General features: G+C 68.7%; 1 protein-coding gene. It reads right to left on the minus strand.

The features are described 5' to 3' along the window. Positions 1 to 349, minus strand: a 349-nt coding sequence (locus G3I78_RS48330; protein WP_164436985.1) for a PadR family transcriptional regulator, incomplete at its 3' end; no start/stop codon positions are given. Between the last annotated feature and the right edge of the window lie 101 nt (positions 350 to 450).

Consider the following 450-nt stretch of genomic DNA (forward strand, 5'->3'; position numbering starts at 1 on the left):
GTTCGACCTCGAGGATCAGTGCGGCCGGGTCGTCGAAGGCCGCGCCGCGGATCTTGACGGCGAGGTCGTGGCGCAGGCTCTCGGGTTCGATCGGCTCGTGCAGCCAGTCCGAGAGCGCGGTGCGCCCCGGATCGGCGACGGAGTACTCCTTCTTGTCCGGCCGGCCCTGCTGCGCCACCTCGCGGACGGCGAGCAGGCCGTCGGTCTCCATGCGCTTGAGGACGCGGTAGATCTGCTGATGCGTGGCGGTCCAGAAATAGCCGATGGACCGGTCGAAGCGCCGGGCCAGCTCATAGCCCGACCCCGGCTTCTCCAGCAGCGAGACGAGGATCGCGTGTTCGAGCGCCATGCCCCTGATCCTTCTATGCACCTCGTTGCATAGACAAGTCGCAGCGCCCGGGTGAGACGCGGCTCACCCGGCGCCGGACGCCGGCCCAGGACGAAGCCTTT

The sequence above is a fragment of the Streptomyces sp. SID13726 genome (assembly GCF_010548375.1).
In the GTDB taxonomy this organism is placed as follows: Bacteria; Actinomycetota; Actinomycetes; order Streptomycetales; family Streptomycetaceae; genus Streptomyces.